General features: G+C 72.9%; 24 protein-coding genes. 13 read left to right on the top strand and 11 right to left on the bottom strand.

Annotation, left to right across the window (positions count from 1 at the left end):
• Positions 1–7 precede the first annotated feature (7 nt).
• The 3 genes from AMK25_RS01850 to AMK25_RS01860 form a co-directional block, all read right to left on the bottom strand.
• On the bottom strand, positions 8–631 hold the full coding sequence (locus AMK25_RS01850) for a TrmH family RNA methyltransferase (RefSeq protein WP_073825560.1): 624 nt from the start codon (positions 629–631) through the stop codon (positions 8–10).
• A 34-nt stretch (positions 632–665) separates the two neighbouring features.
• Entirely contained in the window at positions 666–1,157 is a 492-nt protein-coding gene (locus AMK25_RS01855; RefSeq protein WP_073827028.1) for a hypothetical protein, read from the bottom strand.
• A gap of 95 nt (positions 1,158–1,252) precedes the next feature.
• Positions 1,253–1,786: a MaoC family dehydratase gene (locus AMK25_RS01860; protein ID WP_338013367.1), complete on the bottom strand. Its 534-nt coding sequence runs from the start codon at positions 1,784–1,786 to the stop codon at positions 1,253–1,255.
• A gap of 526 nt (positions 1,787–2,312) precedes the next feature.
• On the opposite strand from AMK25_RS01860, the gene trxA reads away from it, so the two are divergent.
• The 3 genes from trxA (at position 2,313) to AMK25_RS01875 (ending at position 4,177) form a co-directional block, all read left to right on the top strand.
• Positions 2,313–2,675, top strand: a complete 363-nt coding sequence (trxA, locus tag AMK25_RS01865) for a thioredoxin (RefSeq protein WP_018789069.1) — start codon at positions 2,313–2,315, stop codon at positions 2,673–2,675.
• A gap of 141 nt (positions 2,676–2,816) precedes the next feature.
• Positions 2,817–3,257 carry a hypothetical protein gene (locus AMK25_RS01870; protein WP_073825563.1) on the top strand — a complete coding sequence of 147 codons (441 nt, stop codon included), beginning with the start codon at positions 2,817–2,819 and terminating at the stop codon, positions 3,255–3,257.
• Complete coding sequence (locus AMK25_RS01875; protein ID WP_073825566.1) at positions 3,254–4,177, top strand: HTTM domain-containing protein; 924 nt, start codon at positions 3,254–3,256, stop codon at positions 4,175–4,177. Before AMK25_RS01870 ends, AMK25_RS01875 begins: the two co-directional genes overlap by 4 nt.
• Before the next feature lie 19 nt (positions 4,178–4,196).
• On the opposite strand, the gene AMK25_RS01880 is transcribed toward AMK25_RS01875, so the two are convergent.
• Positions 4,197–4,616, bottom strand: a complete 420-nt coding sequence (locus AMK25_RS01880; RefSeq protein ID WP_073825569.1) for a thiol-disulfide oxidoreductase DCC family protein — start codon at positions 4,614–4,616, stop codon at positions 4,197–4,199.
• A 92-nt stretch (positions 4,617–4,708) separates the two neighbouring features.
• Between AMK25_RS01880 and AMK25_RS01885 the strand changes: the two genes are divergently transcribed.
• Positions 4,709–6,745, top strand: coding sequence for an intein-containing Rv2578c family radical SAM protein (locus AMK25_RS01885; protein ID WP_073825572.1), 2,037 nt, complete (start codon positions 4,709–4,711; stop codon positions 6,743–6,745).
• 39 nt (positions 6,746–6,784) lie between these two features.
• Positions 6,785–7,192: a CoA-binding protein gene (locus tag AMK25_RS01890; RefSeq protein ID WP_073825576.1), complete on the top strand. Its 408-nt coding sequence runs from the start codon at positions 6,785–6,787 to the stop codon at positions 7,190–7,192.
• Between the two features lie 10 nt (positions 7,193–7,202).
• Here AMK25_RS01890 and AMK25_RS01895 read toward each other — a convergent pair whose 3' ends face one another.
• Entirely contained in the window at positions 7,203–8,399 is a 1,197-nt protein-coding gene (locus AMK25_RS01895) for an acyl-CoA dehydrogenase family protein (RefSeq protein WP_073825580.1), read from the bottom strand.
• Positions 8,400–8,576: 177 nt separating this feature from the next.
• Between AMK25_RS01895 and AMK25_RS01900 the strand changes: the two genes are divergently transcribed.
• Positions 8,577–8,978, top strand: a complete 402-nt coding sequence (locus tag AMK25_RS01900; RefSeq protein ID WP_073825583.1) for a DUF4190 domain-containing protein — start codon at positions 8,577–8,579, stop codon at positions 8,976–8,978.
• Positions 8,979–8,981: 3 nt separating this feature from the next.
• On the opposite strand, the gene AMK25_RS01905 is transcribed toward AMK25_RS01900, so the two are convergent.
• On the bottom strand, positions 8,982–9,872 hold the full coding sequence (locus AMK25_RS01905) for an SDR family NAD(P)-dependent oxidoreductase (RefSeq protein WP_073825586.1): 891 nt from the start codon (positions 9,870–9,872) through the stop codon (positions 8,982–8,984).
• A gap of 115 nt (positions 9,873–9,987) precedes the next feature.
• Between AMK25_RS01905 and AMK25_RS01910 the strand changes: the two genes are divergently transcribed.
• Complete coding sequence (locus AMK25_RS01910; RefSeq protein WP_073825590.1) at positions 9,988–10,539, top strand: DUF4190 domain-containing protein; 552 nt, start codon at positions 9,988–9,990, stop codon at positions 10,537–10,539.
• Between the two features lie 43 nt (positions 10,540–10,582).
• On the opposite strand, the gene AMK25_RS01915 is transcribed toward AMK25_RS01910, so the two are convergent.
• Positions 10,583–11,539 (bottom strand): HpcH/HpaI aldolase/citrate lyase family protein, encoded by a 957-nt coding sequence (locus AMK25_RS01915; protein ID WP_073825594.1) that lies wholly within the window; start codon positions 11,537–11,539, stop codon positions 10,583–10,585.
• A gap of 124 nt (positions 11,540–11,663) precedes the next feature.
• Here AMK25_RS01915 and AMK25_RS01920 point away from each other — a divergent pair, with 124 nt between their 5' ends.
• The 3 genes from AMK25_RS01920 (at position 11,664) to AMK25_RS01930 (ending at position 13,545) form a co-directional block, all read left to right on the top strand.
• Positions 11,664–12,488, top strand: coding sequence for an SDR family NAD(P)-dependent oxidoreductase (locus AMK25_RS01920; protein WP_073825597.1), 825 nt, complete (start codon positions 11,664–11,666; stop codon positions 12,486–12,488).
• Between the two features lie 40 nt (positions 12,489–12,528).
• Positions 12,529–12,816, top strand: a complete 288-nt coding sequence (locus tag AMK25_RS01925) for a hypothetical protein (protein WP_073825601.1) — start codon at positions 12,529–12,531, stop codon at positions 12,814–12,816.
• An 84-nt stretch (positions 12,817–12,900) separates the two neighbouring features.
• Positions 12,901–13,545 (top strand): hypothetical protein, encoded by a 645-nt coding sequence (locus AMK25_RS01930; RefSeq protein WP_073825604.1) that lies wholly within the window; start codon positions 12,901–12,903, stop codon positions 13,543–13,545.
• A 2-nt stretch (positions 13,546–13,547) separates the two neighbouring features.
• Here AMK25_RS01930 and AMK25_RS01935 read toward each other — a convergent pair whose 3' ends face one another.
• Both AMK25_RS01935 and AMK25_RS01940 read right to left on the bottom strand, forming a co-directional pair.
• Entirely contained in the window at positions 13,548–15,680 is a 2,133-nt protein-coding gene (locus AMK25_RS01935; RefSeq protein WP_241826213.1) for an APC family permease, read from the bottom strand.
• Positions 15,681–15,746: 66 nt separating this feature from the next.
• Entirely contained in the window at positions 15,747–16,745 is a 999-nt protein-coding gene (locus AMK25_RS01940) for a DMT family transporter (RefSeq protein ID WP_073825611.1), read from the bottom strand.
• 105 nt (positions 16,746–16,850) lie between these two features.
• On the opposite strand from AMK25_RS01940, the gene AMK25_RS01945 reads away from it, so the two are divergent.
• A complete protein-coding gene (locus AMK25_RS01945) occupies positions 16,851–17,546 on the top strand; it encodes an HAD family hydrolase (protein ID WP_073825614.1) in 696 nt (231 codons plus the stop codon).
• A gap of 76 nt (positions 17,547–17,622) precedes the next feature.
• On the opposite strand, the gene AMK25_RS01950 is transcribed toward AMK25_RS01945, so the two are convergent.
• Together AMK25_RS01950 and AMK25_RS01955 are read right to left on the bottom strand one after the other, a co-directional pair.
• Entirely contained in the window at positions 17,623–18,156 is a 534-nt protein-coding gene (locus tag AMK25_RS01950) for a hypothetical protein (RefSeq protein ID WP_198937423.1), read from the bottom strand.
• 168 nt (positions 18,157–18,324) lie between these two features.
• On the bottom strand, positions 18,325–19,194 hold the full coding sequence (locus tag AMK25_RS01955; RefSeq protein ID WP_073825620.1) for a PhzF family phenazine biosynthesis protein: 870 nt from the start codon (positions 19,192–19,194) through the stop codon (positions 18,325–18,327).
• A 33-nt stretch (positions 19,195–19,227) separates the two neighbouring features.
• On the opposite strand from AMK25_RS01955, the gene AMK25_RS01960 reads away from it, so the two are divergent.
• The gene (locus AMK25_RS01960) at positions 19,228–20,514 is read left to right on the top strand and encodes a magnesium transporter MgtE N-terminal domain-containing protein (protein WP_073827029.1); all 1,287 of its coding nucleotides are present in this window, start codon (positions 19,228–19,230) and stop codon (positions 20,512–20,514) included.
• On the top strand, positions 20,507–21,115 hold the full coding sequence (locus AMK25_RS01965) for a DUF1003 domain-containing protein (RefSeq protein ID WP_073825623.1): 609 nt from the start codon (positions 20,507–20,509) through the stop codon (positions 21,113–21,115). Before AMK25_RS01960 ends, AMK25_RS01965 begins: the two co-directional genes overlap by 8 nt.
• Positions 21,116–21,135: the final 20 nt, after the last annotated feature.

The raw sequence follows: 21,135 nt of genomic DNA on the forward strand, positions 1-21,135 counted from the left end.
CGCGGCGTCAGTCCGGCGGCGGCCCGGCGTACGACCGGATCCAGGCGTGCATGGCGATGCCGCTGGCCACGCCCGCGTTGATGGACCGGGTCGAGCCGTACTGGGCGATCGAGAAGAGCGCGTCGCAGGCCGACCGGGCCACCGGGGACAGGCCGGGCCCCTCCTGGCCGAAGAGGAGCACGCAGCGGCGCGGCAGGACCGCGGTCTCCATCGGCCGCGACCCGGGCAGGTTGTCGATGCCGACCACCGGCAGGCTCTCGTGCCGTGCCCAGGCGACGAACTCCTCGATCGTCGGGTGGTGCCGGACGTGCTGGTAGCGGTCGGTCACCATGGCGCCCCGGCGGTTCCACCGCCGCCGCCCGACGATGTGCACCTCGGCGGCGAGGAAGGCGTTTGCGTTGCGGACCACGGTGCCGATGTTGAAGTCGTGCTGCCAGTTCTCGATCGCCACGTGGAAGTCGTGGCGGCGGCGGTCCAGATCGGCCACGACCGCCTCGCGCCGCCAGTAGCGGTACCGGTCCACCACGTTGCGCCGGTCACCGGCGACGAGCAGCTCCGGGTCGTAGCGCGGGTCGTCCGGCGGGTCACCGGGCCACGGCCCCACTCCCACGTCGAGCTGGTCGTCGGTCACGGTTGCCGAGGGTACGGCCCGGCGGCGCCGCGCGTCAGCGCAGGTCGAGCGCGCCGCCCAGACGGTCGAGGAAACGCCGGTCGGCGGGACTCGGCGTGGTCTGCCCGGCGCGGCACACGCGGGCGGCCACCGACTCCACCCACTGCCGGTACGCCGCCGAGTCGGCCGGGTCGGCCCGGCGGCGCAGCACCCGTACCGCGGCCCGGGCGGCGGCCAGCAGGTCGACCAGGTCGGTCAGGCGCTCGTCCCGCTCGGTGGCGCCGTCGTGGCGGGCGTAGATGGCGGCCACCACGGCGCGGACGAGATCGCTGTCGAAGGCCCGGCCGGCGGCCACCGCGTCCAGCCCGGCGAGGCCGGCGGCGACGCCCCGGGGCGGACGCCCGGGCCCGGGTGAGGCGGCGGCGACGAGGACGCGGCCGGGCAGGTCGGTCAGCAGGTCCCACTCCGCCGCGGAGTAGGCGGCGGTGGTGAGCGGGGCGGCGCGGCGACCGGCGGAAGGCGGCTCTCCGGCTGCGGAGTGGCTCATGGGCACCTCCAGCCCGAGCATATGCCTCCGGAAGAGGTCCGGGCCCCGTCCCCGCCGAACGGAGAACGAGGCCCGGTGAGCCGGAGGGACGCGGGTCAGCGCGGCTCGGGGAAGCTGGGCCGCTCCGGGTCGACGCCGTCCGGGACGGCGGCGGCCGCGTACTCCTTCTTCGGGACCATGACCTTGCGGCGGAACACGCAGACCAGCGTGCCGTCCTGGTTGTAGCCGCGGGTCTCGACCGCGACCACGCCCCGGTCGGGCTTGGAGGCCGACTCCCGCTTGTCCAGCACCGTCGTCTCGCCGTAGATGGTGTCGCCGTGGAACGTCGGCGCGACGTGCCGCAGCGACTCGATCTCCAGGTTGGCGATCGCCTTGCCGCTGACGTCCGGCACGGACATGCCCAGCAGCAGCGAGTAGATGTAGTTGCCGACCACCACGTTGCGCTTGAACTGCGAGGCGGACTCGGCGTAGTGCGCGTCCATGTGCAGCGGGTGGTGGTTCATGGTGAGCAGGCAGAAGAGGTGGTCGTCGTACTCGGTGACCGTCTTGCCCGGCCAGTGCCGGTAGACCGCGCCGACCTCGAACTCCTCGTAGTAGCGGCCGAACTGCATCCTTGTCCCCTTCGACAGGCGGCGATGGAGTTCGGCACAGCATGCCTTATCGCTTGTTAAGGCGAGGGACGGGGCGTTCGCGCGGCGGAAATGTCACACCGGCGCGACCGGGTCCGGACGCAATGAGCGGCGGGGCCCTCCCCGGCACCCGCCGCCCACGCTCTGATGCGAAGAATTCTGCCGTACGGCGCTCCGCACCAACAGAGACGGAGGTCACATTTATCTTTTCGTAACACTACTCAAAGTCACCGACACCCTGTCGGTAAGCGATCTCCCCAGGCAGGATCGATGCTCGTCAGAGCCGAAGTTACTGATTCGTAGCAAGAACTGAGCGTGATCTCCTTGGAAACGCTCCCATCACGTCCCGTCACGCAAGTGCGGCGTGCATTTGCGTTCCGCACGAGCGGAGGGCACAGATAGAGTTCGATGTGCCCAGGGTCACCGTCCGGGCGCTGAGCGTTTCGTCCCCACGGTCCCGGGAATTCGGACGGACTGACCCTGGTTCCACCGGACGTACGACAATCCGCGGTGATCGGAGAGAGCAATGGCAACGGTTGAGCTGACCACGGCCAACTTTGACGAGGTGACCGGCCAGGACGGGATCGTCCTGCTCGACTTCTGGGCGGACTGGTGCGGCCCGTGCAAGCGCTTCGCCCCGGTCTACGAGCGGTCCTCGGAGAAGCACCCGGACATCGCCTTCGGCAAGGTCGACACCGAGGCGCAGCAGGAGCTGGCGGCGAAGTTCAACATCAGCTCCATCCCGACGATCATGGCGATCCGCGACGGCGTGATCGTGTTCGCCCAGCCGGGCGCGCTGCCGGAGTCGGCGCTGGAGAACCTGATCGAGCAGGTCCAGGCGCTGGACATGGACGACGTCCGCAAGAAGCTGGCCGAGCACAACCACTGACGTTCCCCACGCCGCCGGCCGGTCCCGCCCCGGGCCCGACCGGCGGCGTTTTCGCGCCCGCCGCACCGGCGGGACGGACAGTCAGGAATGGCTGACTGAGGGACACTTTCGGCCGCTTCACTCCCGTATCGTCACCACGCGATGGAGACCTTGACCGCCCGCGGGCGCGCGGTCCGAGTGGGCGCCACCCTGCTCGGCCTGGCGCTGCTGCTCCTGGGCACCGTGCGCGGCACCGACGACGACTTCCCGTTCGGGCCGTTCCGGATGTACTCCACCTCCGACCCGCCGAACGCGCCCGCCCCGGACACCCGGGTCGAGGGCGTGGACCGCACCGGAGCGGTGGTCCCGCTCGGCCAGGACGCCACCGGCATCCGCCGCGCCGAGATCGAGGGCCAGCAGGACCGGTACGCCGCCGACCCGAGCCTGCTGCGCACCGTCGTCGACGCGTACGCCGAACGCCACCCCGGCGCGCCGGAACTGGTGGAGGTGCGCATCGTGGTCCGCTGGTTCGACATCCAGGGCGGCCGCCCGACCGGCAAATGGACCGACGAGACCGCCGTCCGCTGGGAGACCGGCGGATGACCGCCTGGCTGACCGAGGCGGTCCCGCGCGGCCGGATCGCGGCGTTCCGCACCCTTGTCTATCTCTTCGTCGCCGCCGACCTGGTGGTCTTCACCCCCTGGGTACGCACCCGGGTGGACGTGCCCGGCGACCTCTACCAGCCGCTGCTCGTCGGCCGGCTGCTCCCGCTGCCGACACCCACCCCCGCCCTGGTCGGCGTGGTGTTCTGGGCCCTGCTGGTCACCGCGCTGCTCGCCGCCACCGGCCGGGCGCACCGGCTGCTCGGCTGGACGGTCTTCGCGCTGTACTTCGAGTGGATGATCGTGGCGATGAGCTACGGCAAGGTCGACCACGACCGGTTCGCGTTCCTCGTGGCGCTTGCCGTGCTGCCCACCGCCGGCCGCGCCCGGCACGGCGACCCGACCCGCACCGAGGCGGGCGGCTGGGCGTTGCGGGTCACCCAGATCTCGGTCATCTGCACGTACTTCCTCGCCGCCTGGGCCAAGTTCCGCTTCGGCGGGTTGGACTGGGCGAACGGTTCGGTGCTGGCCCGCGCGATCATCCGGCGCGGCACCGACCTCGCCGACCTGATCGCGCAGGTGCCGCACCTGCTGATCGTGGCGCAGTTCGGCATCCTGGCGTTCGAGCTGCTCAGCCCGGTGGTGTTCGTGCTGCCGTCACGGTGGCGGACGATGACCGTCGGCTTCTTCTACTCGTTCCACCTGGTGACCGTCGCGACGATCACCATCTCGTTCGCGCCGCACCTGGTGGCGATGACCAGCTTCCTGGCGCTGGAGAAGGTCCGCCCGGTGGTGTTCGTCAGGCGTCTGCTCGGCCGTCCGCCGCCCGCCGCGCCGACGTCCCCCGTACCGGCGTCCCCCGCGGCAGCGCCGGTCTCCGCGGCGGCGGCCCCCGACCCGTCCCCGACGGCCGGCGCCTGACCGCCGGCGTCCGGGCCGGTCAGGTGTTCGGGCCGGGGCGGCCGGTCGGGCCGTACAGCCGTTCCCGGGCCTCCTGCGGCAGCGCGCACGCGGCCGTGCCACCCGGCAGCCGGTGCCGGTTGCGGGCCACCCAGCGGTACGCGGGCCAGGCCGCCGCGCGTACCGGGGAGAGGCGCAGCCCGGCCCCGGCGGACCGCCAGAGCGGCCCGCTGTCGCCGAGTAGCCGGGCGATGGCGTCCGGCCCGGCGGCGCGGGAGCCGTCGGCGCCCACCCACTGGACCGCCTCCTCGCACTCGGCCTCCGTCAGGCCCAGCGCCGCCAGGTCGGCGAACTGCCACGGCACCACCCGGGCGCCGGTCGGGATTCGACGCTCGATGAACTGCGCGCACCGGGTGCAGAAGGCGCAGTCGCCGTCGTAGACGAAGGTCGACGTCTCCATGCTCTCCATCCTGCACCGCCCCCGGACGCGGCGGCGCGCGGTGTCCGCAGCGTCACTTGCGCTTTGTTCGTACACGTGTTCGAATGAGGTCCATGCGCTGGGACAACCTCTCCGCTCCCCCGGACGAGGGGACTCCCGATCGGGCGGCGCCGGCGGCTCCACCCCTGCCGCTGGCGCTGCCCGGCGCCATCGCCCGCACCTTCGACACCCCGGGCTTCGCCGGCATGACCTTCTACGAGGTCCGCGCCAAGTCGATCATCAACCGGGTGCCCGGTCAGTCGCGTGTGCCGTTCGAATGGACGATCAACCCCTACCGGGGCTGCTCGCACGCCTGCGTCTACTGCCTGGGCGGGGACACGCCCATCCTGATGGCCGACGGGCGCACCAGGGCGATCAGTGAGCTGGAGCCCGGCGACCGCATCTACGGCACCCGGCGGCGCGGCGCCTACCGCCACTACGTCGTCACCACGGTGCTCGACAAGTGGTCCACTGTGAAGCGCGCCTACCGGGTCACCCTGGCCGACGGCACCACGCTCGTCGCCAGCGGCGACCACCAGTTCCTGACCGAACGCGGCTGGAAGCACGTCACCGGGAGCATGCGGGGCGGCGGACGCCGTCCCCACCTGACCACCCGCAACCGCCTGCTGGGCACCGGCCGGTTCGCGGCGGCGCCGAAGCGCTCGGCCGACTACCGCCGGGGTTACCTGCACGCCCTGATCCGCGACGACCAGGCCGGCGCGAGCGCCCGGTTCCGGCTGGCCACCGCCGAGGCGGAGGCGCTGGAGCGGGCCGAACGCTATCTGGCCGACGCCGGGGTCACCGTCGAGCGGGCCACTGTCACCCGGGTCGGCCGCCGGCCGACGACCACAGTGGTACGCACGTCCGGCCCCGCCGAGGTCGTCACCGGCCTGCTGCGCCCGCCGGACGAGGCGACCGACGACTGGTCGCTGGGCTACCTGGCCGGCATGTTCGACGCCGCCGGCACCTGCCACCGGGGCGTGTTCCGGATCAGCGTCGCGGACGACGCTAGCCAGGCCCGCACGTCCGGCGCGCTTGAGCGTTTCGGCTTCCGGTGGGCGCTCGACGTGCCGGGCGTGCCGGGCGCGGCGCGCCAGCTCCGGCTGACCGGCGGGCTGCCCGAGCGGCTGCGTTTCTTCCACCTCACCGACCCGGCCGTCACCGCCCGGCGCTCGATCGAGGGCATGGCGCTCAAGTGCGCGGCGCACCTCCAGGTGACAGCCGTCGAGGATCTCGGCCTGGAGCTTCCGCTGTGGGACATCACCACCGGCACCGGCGACTTCATCGCCAACGGCGTGGTCAGCCACAACTGCTTCGCCCGCAACACGCACACCTACCTCGACCTGGACGCGGGCGCCGACTTCGACCGCAAGGTGATCGTCAAGGTCAACGCCGGCGAGCTGGTACGCCGCGAGCTGGCCGCCCCGCGCTGGCGCGGCGCGCACGTCGCCATGGGCACCAACGTGGACTGTTACCAGCGGGCCGAGGGCCGCTACCGCCTGATGCCGCCGATCATCGAGGCGCTGCGCGACTTCGCGAACCCGTTCTCCATCCTGACCAAGGGCACCCTGCTGCTGCGTGACCTGCCGCTGCTGCGCCAGGCGGCCGAGGTGACCCGGGTCGGGGTGTCGTACTCGGTGGGATTCGTGGACGAGGCGCTCTGGCGGGCGGCCGAGCCGGGCACACCGAGTCCCCGCCGCCGCCTCGACGCGGTCCGTGCCCTGACCGACGCCGGCTTCTCCGTCGGCGTGCTGATGGCGCCGATCCTGCCGGGCCTCAGTGACGACGAGGAGTCGATCGACGCCACCGTCGCGGCCATTGCCGCCTCGGGCGCGGCCAGCGTGACGCCGTTGCCGCTGCACCTGCGGCCCGGCGCGCGGGAGTGGTACGCCCGCTGGCTGGCCCGGGAGTTCCCCCACCTGGTGCCCCGCTACCGGCGGCTCTACCAGGCCGGCTCGTACGCGCCGCAGGCGTACCAGCGGGAGGTGACCGCGCGGGTGCGGATGGCGGCACGCCGGCACGGGCTGCACCGGGGCGAGACCGGCGACAACCGCCGGCTGCCGGAGACCCCGCCGCCCGCCCCGGCCGCCGAACAGCTCTCCCTGCTCTAGCGACCGGGGCACCCGCGCCGGCGGGGCTAGTCTCGGGGGATGCGTTCCGCTCAGCAGATCCTCGCCGACTCCGCCGTGATCGCCGTCGTGGGTGCCTCCCGCGATCCGGGCAAGGCCGCGCACCGCGTACCGCTGGAAATGCAGCGGCACGGCTGGCGGATCATCCCGGTCAACCCGACAGTGGACGAACTGTTCGGCGAGAAGGCGTACCCGACGCTGGCCGACATCCCGCACCCGGTCGACCTGGTCGACGTGTTCCGCCCGGCGCGGGACGCGGTCGACGTGGTCCGGCAGGCGGTGGCGATCGGCGCCCCGGCGGTGTGGTTGCAGCTCGGGATCTTCTCGGACGAGGCGCGCCGGATCGCCGAGGAGGCCGGCCTCGACTACGTCGAGGACATGTGCCTCCTCGTGGAGCGGGCCGCCGCCGGGCTGACCCGGCGCGCCTGACCGTTCCGGCCTACTGCTTGTACTGCTTGAGCAGGCCGCGCGAGATGATGGTCTTCTGGATTTCCGAGGTGCCCTCGCCGATCAGCAGGAACGGCGCCTCGCGCATCAGGCGCTCGATCTCGTACTCCTTGGAGTAGCCGTAGCCGCCGTGGATCCGGAACGCCTCCTGGACCACCTCGGCGCAGTACTCGGAGGCCAGCAGCTTCGCCATGCCCGCCTCGACGTCGTTGCGCTGGCCGGCGTCCTTGAGCCGGGCGGCGTTGACCATGAGCGCGTGCGCGGCCTCGATCTTCGTGCCCATCTCGGCGAGCTTGAACGCGACGGCCTGGTGCTTGGCGAGCGGCTGGCCGAAGGTGTGGCGCTGCTGGGCGTACGCGACCGCCAGCTCGAACGCCCGGATCGAGATGCCGCAGGCGCGGGCCGCGACGTTGACCCGGCCGACCTCGATGCCGTCCATCATCTGGTAGAAGCCGCGGCCGACCTTCTCCTCGCCGCCGAGCACGGCGGAGGCGGGCACCGTGACGCCGTCGAGCACCATCTCGGTGGTCTCGACGCCCTTGTAGCCCATCTTGTCGATCTTGCCGGGGATGGTGAGGCCGGGGGCGGTCTCGCCGAAGCCGGGCTCCTTCTCCAGCAGGAAGGTGCTCATGTTGCCGTAGACCGAGTCGGCCCCGGTGTCGGTCTTGACCAGGGTGGCCACCACCGACGAGTACGCGCCGTTGGTCAGCCACATCTTCTGGCCGTTGAGAACGTAGTTGTCGCCGTCGCGGACGGCCTTCGACTTGATCGCCGAGACGTCCGAGCCGCACTCGGGCTCGGACATCGAGAACGCGCCGCGCACCTCGCCGGTGGCCATCCGGGGCAGCAGCCGGGCCTTTTGGTCGGCCGAACCGTGCTGCGAGATCAGGTACGCCACGATGAAGTGCGTGTTGACGATGCCGGAGATCGACATCCAGCCCCGGGACAGCTCCTCGACCACGAGCGCGTACGTCAGCAGGGACTCGCCCAGCCCGCCGTACTCCTCGTCGATGGTGAGGCCGAACAGCCCCATCTCGCGCATGCCGTCGAGGATGTCGCTCGGGTACTCGTCGGCGTGCTCCAGCCGCTGCGCGTGCGGGATGATCTCTTTGTCGGCGAACTCCCGGACAGTTTCCAGGATCGACCGCTGCACGTCGGTCAGTCCGGGCGTCTGGGCGAGTCGGGCCATCTCAGCCTCCGGGGTCGTCGGCGCATTACTCAGGGGTAACTGAACGCTCGGTCAGTATCGGCCCCGGGACCGGCACAGCCAAGGTGACCAGTCCCTACAACCGCTGTGAAAAGGTTCACCGCTGCGGGTAGCGTCCGCAAGAGAGAGGGCCCGTTCACCTGGGGAAAAGGGGCGCGCGTGACCGACGAGCAGCCACCCTCACCGTACGAGCCGCCGCCGCACGGCCAGCCGTACGGGCAGCCGCAGTACGGCCAGCAGCACCCGCAGTGGGGCCAGCAGCCCCCGTACGCCCCGCAGCCGCCCTACGGCCAGTACGGCCCGCCTGGGCAGGGGCCGCGCCCCGGCGGCACGAACGTGCTCGCCATCCTGTCGCTGGTCTTCGCGTTCGTCTTCGCGCCCGCCGGCATCGTCTGCGGCCACCTGGCCAAGCGGCAGATCCGGCAGACCGGCGAGGACGGCGACCAGCTCGCCACCTGGGGGCTGATCCTCAGCTACATCTTCACCGCTGTCGGCCTGGTGGCCTGCTGCGGCTGGATCGGGCTGGCGATCTGGGCCAACTCCGACAACGGCACCTACTGACGCTCAGCGGAACTGCGCCTCCCGGACGCTGTTGCCACCGTCGACCACGAGCATCTGCCCGGTGATGTACGAGGCGGCGGGCGAGCAGAGGAACGCGATCGCGGCGGCCACCTCGTCCGGCGTGCCGGGACGCCCGACCGGAGTGCCCAGCCCCTGCTTGATCTCGGCCATCGTGGACGCCGCGGTGTGGATGATGCCCGGCGCCACCGCGTTCACAGTGACCCCGTCGGCGATCATCTCCATCGCCAGCGCCCGGGTCAGCCCGACCACACCGGCCTTGGCCGCCGCGTAACCGGCTTCGGTGGGCAGCGCGTTCACCGGCCCGGCGGTGGCGGCCAGGTTGACGATCCGCCCCCAGCCCCGCTCGGCCATGCCGCCGATGAACGCCCGGCTGCACAGGAACGCCGTGGTCAGGTTGCGGTCGATCTCGCCGCGCCACTCGTCGTACGTCAGCTGCGCCACCGGGCGCAGCACCTCCGGGCTGGCCCGGCTGGCCAGGCCCGCGTTGTTCACCAGCACCTCGACGTCGCCGAGCTGCTCGGCCACCGCGTCGGCGAGCGCGCCCACCTCCGACTCGTCGGTGAGGTCGGCGACGAAACCGGTCACACCCAGTTCGCCCGCGCGGTCGTGGATGCGCCGGGTGGTGGAGACGATCGCGACCCGGGCGCCCAGGTCGGACAGCCGGCGCGCGGTCGCGTACCCGATGCCGTCAGGACTGCCCGCGCCGGTGACGAGCGCGACGCGGCCGTCCAGCCGCATGGTGGCCGGTTCCGGCAGCGGCGCCGGCCGTTCGGAGTCGGCGGCGCCGACCGGCTCGCCGCCACGCGGGCGCCGCACCGACCCCGGCCGGCTCATGTCCCGTCGCGACCGACCCCCACGCGCGTCAAGTGCCATGCCGAGGATCCTGCCCGGTACCGACCCGCCGGGCAACGCGCGCCCGGAAAGAGGGTGCTCCGTGTCGCGCGCCCGGTGGCTACCCTGAGCCGACCACGTACCTGGAGATGATCAGATGAGCTATCCCCCACCGCCCGGTGGTTGGCAGGACCCCTCGGCGGCCGGGCCGCACTCGGCGCCGCCGGCCGACCCGATAATGCCCGGGATCCCGAATCAGCCGGGCCCGGCCGACCCGTACGCGCCGGTCGCCGATCCCTATGCTCCGGTCGCCGACCCGTACGCGGTCGCGAAGTCCCCCTACGCCCCGCCCGGCGGTGACCCGTACGCCGCCGCGATGCCCGGCTACCCGCCCCCGGGCGCCTACCCGCCGCCGGGGGCCTATCCCGGCTACGCGATGCCGCCGGCCCGCACCAACACTATGGCCATCGTGGCGCTGGTCCTGTCGCTCGTCGGCTTCGCCTCGTGCATCACCGCGCCGATCGGCGCGATCATGGGCCACGTCGCCAGCAAGCAGATCCGGGAGACCGGTGAGCAGGGCGAGGGCATGGCCAAGGCGGCCATCATCGTGGGCTGGATCCTGACCGCCCTGCTCGCCGCCGTCATCATCTTCTACATCGTGATGATCGTGATCGCGATCGGCGCGTCCAGCACCAGCAGCAGCTACTGACGCCACCGGGCCGCCCCCGGCGAGGGGGCGGCCCGGCGTGCGGTCAGGCCGCTGGCGGCGTGAACGAGGAGGTACGGGACATGCCGGCGGCGCGGCCCTTGGCGGCGATCACGAGCGCCATCTTGCGGGACGCCTCGTCGATCATCTCGTCGCCGAGCATCACCGCGCCGAGCTTCCCGCCCGCCTCCGAGGTGTAGTAGTCGTAGGCGTCGAGGATCAGCTCGGCGTGGTCGTAGTCGGCCTGCGCCGGCGAGTAGACCTCGTTCGCCGCGTCGATCTGGCCGGGGTGCAGCACCCACTTGCCGTCGAAGCCCAGCGCCGCCGAGCGCTTCGCCACCTCGCGGAACGCGTCCACGTCGCGGATCTGCAGGAACGGGCCGTCGATGGCCTGCTTGTCGTGCATCCGCGCGGCCATCAGGATGCGCATCAGGATGTAGTGGTACGGGTCGCCCGGGTAGTCCGGGATCAGCGCGCCGACCACCAGCGACTTCATGTTGATCGAGGCCATGAAGTCGGCCGGGCCGAAGATGATCGTCTCGACCCGGGGCGAGGCCCCCGCGATGGCGTCCACGTTCACCAGCCCGGCCGCGTTCTCGATCTGCGCCTCGATGCCGATCCGGCCCACCTCCAGGCCGAGCGTCTTCTCGATCTGGGTGAGCAGAAGATCCAGCCAGTGCACCTGCTCGGCGTTCTGCACCTTCGGCAGCATGATGCAGTCCAGGTTCGCCCCGGCACCCTCGACCACCTCGATGACGTCCCGGTACGTCCACGGCGTGGTCAGGTCGTTCACCCGGACCACGCGGGTCTTGCCGGTCCAGTCGCCCTCGTTCAGCGCAGCCACGATGTTCTTGCGCGCGTCCGGCTTGGCCAGCGGCGCGACCGCGTCCTCCAGGTCCAGGAAGACCTGGTCGGCGGGGAGGCCCTGGGCCTTGCCGAGCATTTTGACGCTGGAGCCGGGTACCGCCAGGCAGGATCGGCGGGGGCGACCGACAGCGGTCATGGATGCGCTCCTTCCAGCGTCCGGCGCAGGCGCCGACGCAGCGGTGGATTTCGAGAACTTAACGATCCCAAAGGGCGTGGTGACGCCACGGTAACCTCGTGCCGTGACCGGGGTGAATGGACCTGTGGAAGATCTCACTGAGCGTCGGATCGTGGTGCTGACCGGGGCAAGCTCCGGCATCGGCCTGGCCGCCGCCGAGGAGCTGGCGCGCCGCGGCGACCAGGTGGTGCTCGTCGGCCGCGACCCGGCCCGGCTGCGCGCCGCGGGCGAGCGCGTCCGCGAGTGCTGCGGCGAGCAGCCCGAGCTGTTCCGCGCCGACTTCGCGGTGCTCGACGACGTACGCGGGCTCGCCGAACGGCTGCGCGAGCGGTACGACCGGATCGACGTGCTCGCCAACAACGCGGGCGCGATCGTGCTGGAACCGATCGCCACGGTCGACGGTTTCGAGCTGAGCATGCAGGCCAACCACCTCGCCCCGTTCCTGCTCAGCAACCTGCTGCGCGACCGGATCGGGCGGATGGTGGTCACCGGCTCGGACGCGCACCGCAGCGGCGTGCTCGACCCGGACGACCTCAACTCCGCGCTGCGCTCCTACCGGCCGTTCCGCGCGTACGGCACCAGCAAGCAGGCGAACATCCTGTTCACCGCCGAGGCGGCCCGGCGCTGGCCGGAGGTGCCGGCGCACGTGTTCCACCCCGGCGTGGTGCGTACCCGCTTCGGCAACGAGAGCCGGATCGTGGCGCTCGGCATGCGGCTGCTGCCGTTCCGCAGCCCGGAGAAGGGCGCGGAGACGCTGGTCTGGCTCGCCTGCCAGGACCCGTCCCGGCTGACGAACGGCGGCTACTACGCCGACCGGAAGCCGCACCGGCCCCGGCCCAAGGCGGCCGACCCGGCGCTCGCCGCCCGGCTCTGGACGGCCAGCGCGAAAGCGGTCGGCATCGACGTCTGAGGGCCACCGCGACCGCCGGTCCGCTGGGACACTCGACGCCATGACGACGGGGAACGAGGTCCTGCTGGTCGCGCTGGTCGACCTGAGCGCCGACGCGGACGCCGGGCGGCGGTACGAGGACGCGGTGCTGGCGCTGCTCGGCCGGCACGGCGGCGAGTTGGAACGGCGGCTGCGTACCGGCGACGGGGAGACCGAGGTGCACGTGATCCGGTTCGCGGCCCGCGCCGGGCTGGACGCGTTCCTGGTCGACCCGGACCGCGTCACGCTGCGCGCCGAGCTGGGCGACGCCGCGCCCGCCACCCGCGTGCTGGAGGTACACGACGTCTGACGCGTCCCTCTTCCCTCACTTCATCACGAAGGGTCACGAAGAACAAGACTTGATCTTGGAGCTGGTGAGGCGCAGGGTCGGGGCATGGACTTCGATCCCCTGGCCACCGCCCGCCGGGCGCTCTGGATCGGCGGCGCGCAGTGGGCCGGCAAGACGACACTCGCTGTCACGTTGGCGCTGCGGTACGGGCTGACCGCGTACCTCTACGACCGCCACGACGCGCGAGGGCACGACGACCGGCGGATCGCCGACCGGATCCGCCGAGGTGAGCCGCCGGACGGTCCGGACGCGGAGGCGATCTGGGTGACGACGAACCCGGAGCGGATGGCAGCCGAGACCCTCGCCGAGTTTCCGCGCCGCTTCGAGTGGGTGCTGGACGACCTGAGCGCGCTGGTGAGCGGTCGTCGGGTGGTCGCCGAGGGCTGGGGGCTGCGCCCCGAACTGGTCGCCCCGGTCGTCGAGTCGACCCGGCAGATGGTGGTGCTGGTACCGACGCCGGAGTTCCGCGCGTACCAGTTGGAACGGCTGCCTCGGGCGACAGCCCGCCACCCCGGGGTGAGTGACCCGGAGCAGGCGTGGCGTCATCGGATCGCGCGCGACGAACTGGTCGCCGCCGACGCTGTCGCCCGCGCCCGGGCACTCGGGGTCCGCGTGATCGAGATCGACCGCGGCCGGGACGCCGAGGCGGTCGCCGCGCTGGTCGCCGACCATTTCGCCGGATACCTCTGAGGTCACGTCACGTGCACCGGGACGCTCGTGACCACCACGCCGGGCAGCGCCCGCAGGGCGGTCCGCAGCCGCTGCTCGGCGCGGCTGTGCAGCAGCCGGTACCGCCGCCGGCGCAGCACCACCTCCGGCACGATCACGGTGAGCGTCAGCTCCGGGCTCGCGGTGTGCAGCGCCTCCAGGTAGTGCGCGAGCGGCCCGATCACCGACCGGTACGGCGACACGATCGTCTCCAGCCGCAGGTGGTCGCCCCAGGTCCGCCACTGGTCCCGGAACCGGTCCGCCTCGTCCTGCGCCGGAGCGATGTGCACGGCGAGCGTCGGCCGCCCGAGTGACGTCGCGTACGCCAGCGCGCGCAGCGACGCCCGGTTCAGCCGGGCCACCGGCACCACCACCAGGTGGCGTACCTGCTGGGGCAGTTCGTCGCACTCGGCGGGCGGCGCGGACGGCGGCGAGTGCAGCGCCAGCGCGCCGTGCAGCCGGTCGTAGTGCCTGCGGATCCGGCGGAACAGCAGCACCAGCAGCGGCACCGCGAGCACCACCACCCAGGCGCCCTCGGCGAACTTGGCGACCGCCGCGGTCAGCAGCACCAGACCGGACAGCGTCGCGCCGACCGCGTTCAGCGCGAGCCGGCGGCGCCAGCCCGGTCCCCGGCGGCGTCGCCAGTGCACCACCATCCCGGTCTGGGACAGCGTGAAGGCGAGGAAGACGCCCACCGCGTAGAGCGGGATCAGCCGCTCGGTGTGCCCGCCGAACGCGACGAACACCAGCACGGCCGTCAGCGCCAGCGCCACCAGCCCGTTGCTGAACGCCAGCCGGTCGCCCATGTGCAGGAAGCGGCGCGGCGCGTGGCCGTCCCGGGCCATGAAGAACAGCAGCCGGGGAAAGTCGTTGAACGCCGTGTTCGCCGCGAGCAGCAGGATCAGCGCGGTGGTGGCCTGGAGGATCGCGTACCCGGGTCCGCTGGGGAACGTCACCCGGCCGAGCTGGGACAGCAGCGTCTCGTCCGCCCGGGGCGCCAGGCCGTCGAGGTGGATCAGCCCGACCAGGCCGGCGAAGAGCGTGACCAGCATGGCCACCATCCAGCCGAGCGTGGTGCGGGCGTTGAGCCACTCGGTCGGGCGGAACGCGGGCACCGCGTTGGAGACCGCCTCGATGCCGGTCATCGACACCGCGCCGGAGGAGAACGCCCGCAGCACCAGCAGCAGGCCCAGGCCCTCGGCGGCCGGCGCCGAGGGCGGCGGCAGCGGCGCGAAACCCCGCGAGGCGGCCTTCGCGTACCCGACCGCCAGCACCGCGACCAGCACCACCACGAACGCGTACGTGGGCAGCACGAAGATGTTCCCGGCGGTGCGTACACCGCGCAGGTTCCCGGCCAGCAGCACGGCGATCACCAGCACGCCGAGCGGCACCGTCCACCGGTCGAGCCCGGGCAGCGCCGAGGTGACCGCGTGCACCCCGGCCGCGACCGACACCGACACGGTCAGCACGTAGTCGAGCATCAGCCCGGCCGCGGCGGCCAGTCCCGGCGTACGCCCGAGGTTGTCCCCCGCGACGATGTACGAGCCGGCGCCGTGCGGGTAGGCCGGGATGGTCTGCCGGTACGACAGGCCGACCGCGACCATCAGCACCACCAGGACGGCGGCCAGCGGCAGGGCCAGCCCGAGCGCGGCGCTCCCGGCCAGCACCAGCACCGCGAGCATCGCCTCCGGCCCGTACGCCACGGAGCTGAGCAGGTCCGAGGAGAGCACCGGCAGCGCGACCAGCTTGCGCATCCGCTCGTACAACACCGACGCGCTGGACAACGGCGGACCGAACAGGGTCCGGCGGACCCGGGCGACCGACCGGCCGGCCCGGTTGCCGGGCATGTCCGCCGCGCCGGTGGCGACCAGTTCGCCCGGCTGCGCCACGGTGAACATGTCGATCGGCGCCAGCCGGCCGAACCGGGTCGGCGCCGGCTGGTGGTCGTGCCGCCCGAGCGTCGGGTCGACCGGCAGGTCGTCGGCGCGGCGCGGGCCGCGCCACCGCTCGCCGATCCGGCCGAGCGCCGCCCGTTCCTCGTCGCCGAGCGGCGGGAACTCGGCCGAGGGCGTGACGACGGTGCCCGCCTGCGCCGCGTCGTCCCGCTCCGCCCTCACCCTGAGCACTTTCGTGCAAACCGGACCGCCCGGTGGCCGGAACGGCGCGACTTCGCCCCGACCGGCTCAGTCGGGCGCGGGAGCGTCGCCGGGTCGCCGCGCCTGCGCCGCGTCGCCGAGCGGGGTCGGATCGGCGGGCGCGGCGACCGGCGTGACGCGGCGACCGGCCCGCGCCCCGCCGAGCACCACCACCGCCACGCCGGCCAGCAGCAACGCCAGGCCGGGCAGGGCCAGGGGCCGGGGCAGCTGATCCAGCCACACCCAGCCGATCAGTGCCGCGCCGGGCGCCTCCAGCAGGATCAGCACGCTCACGGTGGTCGCGGAGACCCGGTGCAGGGCGTAGTTGAACATCGAGTGGCCGAGCAGTTGGGCGCCGGCCACCAGGCCGAGGATCGCCAGCCAGGTCGGGCCGTCGAAGCCGTGCAGGCGTACCCCGCCGAGCAGACACACCACCAGCAGGACCAGCGCGCACACGCCGTAGCAGACGGTGGTGTAGGTGGTGGTGCTGATGCTCGCCCGGGCCCGCTCGCCGAAGGCGGTGTAGACGGCCGCGAACAGGCCGCCGACCACCGCGAGCAGGTCACCGGCGAACGCGCGGCCGGAGACGCCGAAGTCCGCGCCGGTGGCGAGCGCCGCGCCGAGCACGGCCACCGCGATGCCGGCCCACACCGCCGACGGCAGCCGCCGTCCCTGCCAGCGGGCGATCAGGCCCTGCCACACCGGCTGCGTCGCGCCGAGCGCGGTCGCGGCCGCGACCGAGGTGAGCTGCGCGCTCGGCATCCAGGTGGCGAAGTGTGCGGCCAGCGCCACCCCGGCGAGTACGCAGTAGAGGCCCTCGCGCCGGCCCGGCCCGACCGTCAGGGCGCGCAGTTCGGCCCGTCGACGGGTCAGCGCCACCGGCCCCAGGACCACCGCCGACAACGCGGTACGCCAGAACGCGACAGCGAGCGCCGAGGCGGCGGCGAACGCCACGAGCGGCGCCGAGGACGACACCGAGGCGACGGCGAGGGCGAGCGCGCCCACCGTCAACACGTCGAGCGGCGGGCGGTGCGGAACGGTCGGCACGAACGGTAATCCTCACACGGACACCCGACAGACACGGAAAGTCAGCACTCCGTTACGATCATGCGTCCCGGCGATCTCCCCCTCGACGTCCGGAGGCGTTCCCTCATGCCCAGATTCCAGGCCGTGCTGTTCGACTTCTTCGGCACCCTGACCCACGGCGTCCGGCGCGGCGCCGCCCACCGCGCCACCGCCGAACTGCTCGGCTGCTCCACCGAGGCGCTGGTGGAGGTGCTGGACGGCAGCTTCTACGAACGGGCCAGCGGTTCCTTCGGGAACGCCGAGTCCACCATGCGCTGGGTGTGCGCCCGGCTCGGCGTCCACCCGTCCGACGCGGCGGTGCGCGCCGCCGTCGCCACCCGCCACCGGGCCGTACGGGCCGACACCCGGCTACGCGCGGAGGCGGTTTCGGTGCTGGCCGCGCTGCGCCACCGGGGCGTCGGCACCGGGCTGGTCAGCGACTGCACGCACGAACTGCCGGCGTTCCTGCCACAACTCGCGGTCGCGCCGCTGCTCGACGCCCAGATCTTCTCGGTACGCCTCGGACGCTGCAAACCGGACCCGGAGCTGTACCTTGCCGCCTGCTACCGGCTCGGCCAAGCCCCGGCCGACTGCCTCTACGTCGGCGACGGCGACAGCCAGGAACTGACCGGCGCGGAACGGGCCGGGCTGAGCGCGGTCCGGCTGGCCGCGCCGGACCTGGCCGGCCACGTGGTCCTCAACGCCGACCACGGCTTCGACGGGCCGTCGCTGACCTCGCTGACAGACGTGCTCGACCTGCTCGACCCGGTCCCCGTCGCCTGACCGGGCGCGTCGGACGCTGCCCGGCCTGTCGGACCCGGCCCGGCCCGTCGGACACGGGCCGTCGGACGGTTCGCGGTCAGCGGCGGCGGACGCGGTGCAGGCGGAACGGCTTGCGGGCGGCCCGCACCACGGGGGCGGGCCGGGGCTGCTCACTCAGCGAGCCGTCCGGCAGGTCGGCGCCGGTCACGGCGGCACCTGCGGGCGTGAGCCGGTTGAGCGCGCACCCCTGCGCCGCCCACCGCTGAACCAGGTCGGCGGCGGCCCCTGAGGCGTTGAGCCGCTTCGCCGCGACCAGCGGCGCGGCGGTGTCCCACTCCTCGGTGCCGGGCCGCAGCCGGGTCACCCGCGCCGACCAGGTGACGATTCGTCCGCCGTGGTCGCCGCGCAGCGTGACCTCGGCCGTCTCGCTGTCGGCCAGCCCCGCGGCGGCCTGCTCACCGGGGCCGGTGACCACCAGCAGCGTGCCGTCCAGCGGGAGGCACCACAGCGCGTACGCCGGGCCGCCGCCACTGCTCACCCAGCAGACAGCGGCCTTCTTCACCGCCTCGTCCACCAGCGGAGGAGTCACCCGCTCGTCCACCTCGTCACTCACCCCGCCATCCTCCCCCATCCCGCCCCATCCCTCCCGCCCTCACCCTCACCCGCCCACCCGCCCCCGCCTCCGGCCGCTTGATCAAGGAGTTTGTGTCCTCCAGAGGCCCGTTCGCCGACACAAACTCCTTGATCACCGGGTGAGCCCTCCGGGCGGAGGGTGAGGCGGGGAGTGGGCAGGGCGGGGTCAGCCGATGAAAGGGGGGACGGTGATCTCGCCTCGGGCCACCGGCATCACATGGCCGGAGACGGTCGCGCCCAGCGCCAGCCCGCCGGAGGCGGTCACCGTGCAGGTCAGCGTGGAGGGGCGGTGGATCTCGATGCCCTGCCGGACCGTGTACTCCGCGCGCCCCTCGCCGGGCAGCAGCCCGCTGGCGACCAGCCACACGCCCAGCCCGAGAGCGGCCGAGCCGGTCGCCGGATCCTCGGGCACGCCGAGCCCCGGCACGAAGACCCGGGCGTGCGCGGTTTGCGAATCGGCGTCCCAGGAGAAGAGGCTGACGTGCTCCACGCCGTACCGCTCCGCCGCCGCCGTGTTCAACCGTGCCCGGGCCACCGCGTCCGGGCGTACCGGAAGGTAGGGGAACTCAAGGCCGCACCCGGCGACGCGCGGTGGCGGGCCGACGTGGTCGGGGCCGGTGAGGCCGACCATCTCCAGCAGCGGTTCCGGGTCGAGTTCCGGGCCGAGCGTGGGCGTGCCGCCGGTGAGCGTCGCGCCGGTGGCGGTCACCTCGATCGGCAGGACGCCGGCGCCGCACTCCTGGGTGACCCGGCCCGCCTCGAAGACGCCGCGCCGGCTCGCGGTCACCGCGGCGCCGACGCTCGGGTGCCCGGCGAAGGGCAGTTCGTCGGCCGGGGTGAAGATCCGCGCCCGGTAGGTGGCGCCCACCTGTGTGGGCGGGAGCACGAAGACCGTCTCGGACAGGTTGAACTCCAGCGCGAGCGCCTGCATCTGCTCGGTGGCCAGCCCTTCCGCTCCGAACACCACGGCCAGCGGGTTGCCGGCGAAGGGGCGGTCGGTGAAGACGTCCACGATCTCGTAGCCCAAGGTCGACATGCTGTTAGAGAGTAGGCCCTTAGGCTGGTGCCCGTGAGCACGCCGAACCGGGTCTACCTCGCTCGACTCGCCGGAGTCGCCGTTTTCGACCCGAACGGCGATCAGGTCGGCCGCGTCCGGGACGCGGTGGCGCGGATGCGCGCGACCCAGCGACCGCCGGAGGTGGTCGGCCTGGTCGCCGAGATGCCGATGCGGCGGCGCATCTTCCTCTCCATCAACCGGATCACCTCCATCGATCCGGACGGCGTGGTGCTCGGCAGCGGCACGCTCAACCTGCGCCGCTTCGAGAAGCGCCCGAACGAGCTGCTGGTGCTCCAGGAACTGCTCGACCGCCGGGTCCAGGTCGAAGGCGGGCGGGCCGGGTCCGTGGTGGACGTGGCCATGGAGTGCAGCCGCGGCGGCGAGTGGACGCTGAGCCGGGTCGCCGTCCGCGAGCACACCGGCCGGCTCACCCGGCGCGGCCACCTCCACCAGGTGGACTGGGACCGGGTGCACGGCCTGGGCGCGGTGGGCGACAACCGGGGTACGGCGAACCTGCTCGCCATCCTGGAGGACCTGCGCCCGGCCGACCTCGCCAACGCCCTCCAGGACCTGCCCGACGCCCGGCGCAACGAGGTGGCCGCCGCGCTCGACGACGAGCGCCTGGCCGACGTGCTCGGCGAGCTGCCCGAGCACGACCAGGTGGAGATCCTTGCCGCGCTGGACCGCCAGCGCGCCGCCGACGTGCTGGAGGAGATGGAACCGGACGACGCCGCCGACCTGCTCAACGAGCTGCCCCCGCCGGAGCAGGACGTGCTGCTCGACCTGATGGAGCCGGACGAGGCCGACCCGGTACGCCAGTTGCTGCGCTACGCCTCCGGCACGGCCGGCAGCGTGATGACCTCGGAGCCGGTGATCCTGCCGCCGGACGCCACGGTGGCCGAGGCGCTGGCCCGGATCCGGGAGCCGCAGCTCTCGCCCACGGTGGCCGCCCAGGTCTTCGTGACCCGCGCCCCACTGACCACGCCCACCGGCCGCTACCTGGGTATGGTGCACTTCCAGCGGTTGCTCCGGGAACCTCCGGCCGATCTGCTCGGCGGCATCGTGGTGAACGACATCGACCCGCTGCGGACGTCGACGCCGCTGCCCGAGATCACCCGCCGGATGGCGACGTACGACATGGTGAGCATGCCGGTGGTGGACCGGAACAACCGCCTGGTCGGCGCGGTGACAGTGGACGACGTGCTCGACCACTCCCTGCCGCGGGACTGGCGGGACCGGGACGCGGCATCCCCCTCGTCCGCCACCCACGACGGCCCCCTGGACGGCGACGATGAGTGATCAGCGACGAGGCGACCGGCTGGACCAGCCGCGCGCCCCGCGGAACCTGCGCCTGCGCCGGGTCGACGCGGAGACGTTCGGTCGCTGGGCCGAGGGCATCGCCCGGGGCATGGGTACGGCGAACTTCCTCGTCTACATGACGCTGATCCTGGTCGCCTGGTTCCTGTGGAACACGCTGGCCCCGGCGAACCTGCGCTTCGACCCGTACACCTTCACGTTCCTGACCCTGATCCTGTCCCTGCAGGCGTCCTACGCGGCGCCGCTGATCCTGCTCGCGCAGAACCGGCAGGCGGACCGGGACCGGATCGCGCTGGACGAGGACCGGCGGCGGGCCACGTTGCAGAAGGCGGACACGGAGTACCTGGCGCGGGAGATCGCCGCGTTGCGGATCGCGATGGGTGATGTGGCGACCCGGGACTTCCTCCGCTCCGAGCTGACCCGGCTGGGTGAGGAGCTGGACGAGGCCGCCGAGCGGCGTCGCAAGCTGGAGCGGCGGCAGCAGGAGCGCGGGACCCGCCGGGCGGCCGGCGGCGAGCGCCTGGACGAGCCCCGGGACGAGCTGGACGGCGACTTCGCGCGGGACGGTCGCTACGACGGCTGACCGGCCATCGAATCGCTCAC

The organism is Micromonospora sp. TSRI0369 (genome assembly GCF_001905625.1).
GTDB lineage: Bacteria > Actinomycetota > Actinomycetes > Mycobacteriales > Micromonosporaceae > Micromonospora > Micromonospora echinospora_A.

What these genes read in the sequence shown, in the direction of transcription:
- AMK25_RS01855 (WP_073827028.1), bottom strand. Translation starts at nt 1,157, where the DNA reads ATGAGCCACTCCGCAGCCGGAGAGCCGCCTTCCGCCGGTCGCCGCGCC.
- trxA (WP_018789069.1), top strand. Translation starts at nt 2,313, where the DNA reads ATGGCAACGGTTGAGCTGACCACGGCCAACTTTGACGAGGTGACCGGC.
- AMK25_RS01870 (WP_073825563.1), top strand. Translation starts at nt 2,817, where the DNA reads ATGGAGACCTTGACCGCCCGCGGGCGCGCGGTCCGAGTGGGCGCCACC.
- AMK25_RS01875 (WP_073825566.1), top strand. Translation starts at nt 3,254, where the DNA reads ATGACCGCCTGGCTGACCGAGGCGGTCCCGCGCGGCCGGATCGCGGCG.
- AMK25_RS01880 (WP_073825569.1), bottom strand. Translation starts at nt 4,616, where the DNA reads ATGGAGACGTCGACCTTCGTCTACGACGGCGACTGCGCCTTCTGCACC.
- AMK25_RS01885 (WP_073825572.1), top strand. Translation starts at nt 4,709, where the DNA reads ATGCGCTGGGACAACCTCTCCGCTCCCCCGGACGAGGGGACTCCCGAT.
- AMK25_RS01890 (WP_073825576.1), top strand. Translation starts at nt 6,785, where the DNA reads ATGCGTTCCGCTCAGCAGATCCTCGCCGACTCCGCCGTGATCGCCGTC.
- AMK25_RS01895 (WP_073825580.1), bottom strand. Translation starts at nt 8,399, where the DNA reads ATGGCCCGACTCGCCCAGACGCCCGGACTGACCGACGTGCAGCGGTCG.
- AMK25_RS01905 (WP_073825586.1), bottom strand. Translation starts at nt 9,872, where the DNA reads ATGGCACTTGACGCGCGTGGGGGTCGGTCGCGACGGGACATGAGCCGG.
- AMK25_RS01910 (WP_073825590.1), top strand. Translation starts at nt 9,988, where the DNA reads ATGAGCTATCCCCCACCGCCCGGTGGTTGGCAGGACCCCTCGGCGGCC.
- AMK25_RS01915 (WP_073825594.1), bottom strand. Translation starts at nt 11,539, where the DNA reads ATGACCGCTGTCGGTCGCCCCCGCCGATCCTGCCTGGCGGTACCCGGC.
- AMK25_RS01925 (WP_073825601.1), top strand. Translation starts at nt 12,529, where the DNA reads ATGACGACGGGGAACGAGGTCCTGCTGGTCGCGCTGGTCGACCTGAGC.
- AMK25_RS01930 (WP_073825604.1), top strand. Translation starts at nt 12,901, where the DNA reads ATGGACTTCGATCCCCTGGCCACCGCCCGCCGGGCGCTCTGGATCGGC.
- AMK25_RS01945 (WP_073825614.1), top strand. Translation starts at nt 16,851, where the DNA reads ATGCCCAGATTCCAGGCCGTGCTGTTCGACTTCTTCGGCACCCTGACC.
- AMK25_RS01950 (WP_198937423.1), bottom strand. Translation starts at nt 18,156, where the DNA reads ATGGGGGAGGATGGCGGGGTGAGTGACGAGGTGGACGAGCGGGTGACT.
- AMK25_RS01955 (WP_073825620.1), bottom strand. Translation starts at nt 19,194, where the DNA reads ATGTCGACCTTGGGCTACGAGATCGTGGACGTCTTCACCGACCGCCCC.
- AMK25_RS01965 (WP_073825623.1), top strand. Translation starts at nt 20,507, where the DNA reads ATGAGTGATCAGCGACGAGGCGACCGGCTGGACCAGCCGCGCGCCCCG.